Raw genomic sequence first — 3,516 nt, forward strand, 5'->3', positions numbered from 1 at the left:
GGAAGGCGGCGGTCCCCATNACCGGGGGCATGAGCTGCCCGCCGGTGGAGGCGACGGCTTCCACCGCGCCGGCGAAGGGGGCGCGGTAGCCGACCTTCTTCATGAGCGGGATGGTGAAGGTGCCGGTCCCGTAGACGTTGGCGGCGGCGCTTCCCGAGATGGTCCCGAACAGGGCCGAGGCGAAAATGGCGACCTTGGCGGGCCCGCCCTGCGAGTTGCGGGTGAGCAGGCAGGCGAGATCCATAAAGATGGAGCTCATCTTGGAGCGTTCGAGGAAGGCCCCGAACATAATGAACCCGAACAGGGTCGACGTCGCCACGCCGATCGGGATGCCGTACACGCCTTCATTGAGCAGGAAAAGATGTTCGACGATGACGTCGAAAGTGAAGCCCGTATGCTTGACGGCGCGGGGCAGCATGTCTCCGAAGAAGGCGTACAGGATAAGCGTCGAGGCCACGATGACCAGCGCCCAGCCCGTGGTGCGGCGGGTGATTTCGAGGACGAGCAGGACCGTTGCGGCGGCGAAGAACTTGGCCGCCGGGGTCACGTCGTCGATGTAGCGCATACGGGTGGTGATTTCGGTCAGATGCAGGGCGAAGTAGACCGCCGTGGCGATGGCGAGACCCGCGCAGCACAGGTCAATAAGCAGAAACAGCGTGGGTTCTTTCTCGTTTTCCTTGTATTTACGGCCCGGTATGAACAGAAAAACGAGCACTGTGATAAACGACACAAACATGACACGCATCATGGAGCCGTCAAGCACCCCAAAACCCGTGGTAAACCAGATCTGGAAGAGGGCCAAAGCCAGCGCAAACCCCTTTGCAACCGGCTTTATCCCTTCCCGTGTCAATGCGAATGACATGGTGATCCCCTTCTTCACGCAGGCCGTGCGGCCTGTCCAAATGTTCAACCTCTGATGAAGCCTCGGACTATCATGTTGAAGGGAAAGCAATAATTGGGCCGGGCCGTATCTTGGGTGCCGCATTGTGAAAAAGAGAATAAAAGAGGGTGAGAAATCGGGATGTTCTCGAGAGAAAAGACGAAAGACGGCGTGTTCACGCTTGTAGAAAAAAAGAACATGTCCATAGACATGTATAAAATCTGATTATAACGCGACACTCCGCATTCTGGGTGATGGCTGGACCTGTCGACATTCGGATTCTTCTCCATGAGGCCGGAACGGAAAAAGCCCCGCAGACAATGCGCGGGGCTTCTTGTATGGAAAGAAGATGTTGGCTGGAAGTGCTGGAGCCTCCGTGGAGCACAAGGTACGATGCAGAGGGCCGCATCTTTCTTTCAGAAGCGGGCCTTGTTATCGGGGAAGCGCCGAACTGCCTTTATTCATAATACTTCGATGGTGAGGCCTTCCCACGCCACATTGCGCAAGCCGGCTTCCCAGGCCGGGGTCCGCTGCGAACGGGGCGTGTAGTCCAGACACCACCGGGCGAGGCTGAGGGGAAGGACCGCTTCAAGCGGGAGAGCGGCAAGGCGTTGCAGGTCCACCTTGCCGATGCCTCCGGAGGTGAGCAGTTCCAGCATACCCGCAGGGAAAAGCCTCCCGGCTTCTCGGGCTTGCATGGAAATGGCGAAAGCCGCCAGCATCGTCCGGCCCGGGAGAGGCGGGAGCGGTTCGCCGCACTCCATGAATTGATCGCGCACGGCGTGGAGCATGGTCGGAAGATAGCGCACGAGGAAAATCCCGCCGTGGCAGCAGAGTCCGTGCTCAAGTGCAAGCGTCATGTAGGAAACGAACAGCCCCGGATAGATGTTCCGGTCGCGCAGGGCTCCGATGACGGCTTCCGGCACAAGCGGCAGATGGAAGCCCGGAAATTCGAGCGCGCCGTTGTCCGGCGACAGGCGCAGAGGGTGCCGCCTCCCGCGCCCGTCTACGCCCCAGAAAAAGGCCGTGCCATTCCCGGCTGTCCGGGGCAGCTCGCCGCCGGAAGCCACGCAGGGGCTCCAACAGCCGCGCACGCCGGCCAGACGCCGTAAGAGCCCCTCGCGCAGGCGCGGCGTAAACAGCGCCCTGTGCAATACCGAATCGGGCCGGGCAAGGTCGTCAATCAGCAGTTCCCGTGCGATTTCCTCCAATTCGAGATAGGCGACTACGGGCCGGGCATCCGGAAACAGGGCGGCGTACAGCTTCGCATTGACCCGCGCGGCCTGTTCCCCAAAGCGTTTGAGCGCGAGCGTGTCCGGGTCAAGCAAATGGTGCAGCACCGTCCCAAGCCCGCGCTCCTCATAGGCCCGCGTCGGCCTCCAGCGGGCGGCGCTTGAACGCACGTCCTTTGTGGTCAAGGCGGGGGCGTTCAGTTCCACGGTGTCCTGCCAGGAACTCCGGAACAGCGGGAACCGTGCCGGGGCGTCCGCGTGGAAGGATTGCAGCCCGCGCGGGTATGCCGAACTTTGCAGGGATACGCCGCCGCAGGACAGCACGGGGATTACGGCCCCCGGTGTGCCGCCGGCCAGACGGTCAAGGCCGAAGAACGGCACTGCCTGCACCATTTCAGGCAGGCAGTCGATGCCGTGCAGATTCGCCGACAGGACGGCGCTGTTCCGGGAAAAATACCGCTTGACCGCCTCGCCAACATCGTTGCCGAGGCTCCGTGCCGCGTGTTTCGCCATGCAGTCCACGATGGCGTCGGAAGGCCGACGTTCCCCGTCCGCCGCCGCGTAGGCCGAAGCGGATATTTCACCGAGGCTCATGCCGCGCCATGCCGCAAAACAGCCGGGAAGATAGGGAAAGGCCTCCCAAAGAGGCTTGAAGACAGGCATAGCCAGCGGATCAATCATGTGTGCTCCTTTGCAAGGCGGCATCCAGCGGTGCCAACACTATTGCGCATCGTTGTCTCTTGCAAGGAACAAAGCAAAAAGCGGGCCGGAAAGGAACCCTCCCGCGTGAAATGCCTCCATACTGCGGCGCACAGAGGAGGATTCGGAGGGGCCGCTTTGCGGGAAACATGTGGCGGCTATGCAAAAAGCGGAAGCTGGTCCCCGCAAGGGGAGGGCGGCAATCCGTCATGCGCCAGCCTTGGCCAAGCGCCCGGTCAGGGCGAAAAGGATGTTCAGGACGGCGAGGACCCCCGCCATCCCGATCAGCCCCGAATTCACGCCCCATAGGGCGATCACCTGCCCGAGCGCGACCGGGCCGAGCATTTGGCCGAGCCGTTCGGTGATATTGTAGATCCCCACCGTCCTGCCGGATCCGACCTGCTGGGAAACCGGGATTTCGAGCGCATAGGTTCCCTGCGCGCTGGCGACGATGGCATTGCACAGGGCTAGCAGCGCCACGCAGGCGAAAGCCGCCGCGAGCCCGTCGAGAAGGAGCAGGGCAATGATGCCGCCGATGCACAGGAACCCGCCGCCCACGAGCCAGACGAGCTTGTTGGGCGACTTGTCTACGGCCTTCCCGAAGAAGGGGCCGAGGTAGATGATCACGAGGCAGAAAAGCAGGAACACCCGCCCGATGCCTGCCGGGCTGACCCCGGCCTGGCTGAGCGACACGGGAAGGAAGAA

General features: G+C 62.1%; 3 protein-coding genes. All 3 read right to left on the reverse strand.

The annotated features are described in order from the left end of the window. Positions 1 to 862 (reverse strand): TRAP transporter large permease subunit (locus HMPREF0178_RS21075; RefSeq protein WP_009368700.1); only part of this gene is annotated, 862 nt, incomplete at its 3' end. Between the two features lie 479 nt (positions 863 to 1,341). Then, entirely contained in the window at positions 1,342 to 2,793 is a 1,452-nt protein-coding gene (locus tag HMPREF0178_RS14035; RefSeq protein ID WP_009368701.1) for a hypothetical protein, read from the reverse strand. A 225-nt stretch (positions 2,794 to 3,018) separates the two neighbouring features. Next, a partial coding sequence (locus HMPREF0178_RS14040) for an MFS transporter (protein ID WP_009368702.1) occupies positions 3,019 to 3,516 on the reverse strand: 498 nt, incomplete at its 5' end.

This window comes from Bilophila sp. 4_1_30, from assembly GCF_000224655.1.
GTDB classification, from domain to species: Bacteria; Desulfobacterota; Desulfovibrionia; order Desulfovibrionales; family Desulfovibrionaceae; genus Bilophila; species Bilophila wadsworthia.

What these genes read in the sequence shown, in the direction of transcription:
- HMPREF0178_RS14035 (WP_009368701.1), bottom strand. Translation starts at nt 2,793, where the DNA reads ATGATTGATCCGCTGGCTATGCCTGTCTTCAAGCCTCTTTGGGAGGCC.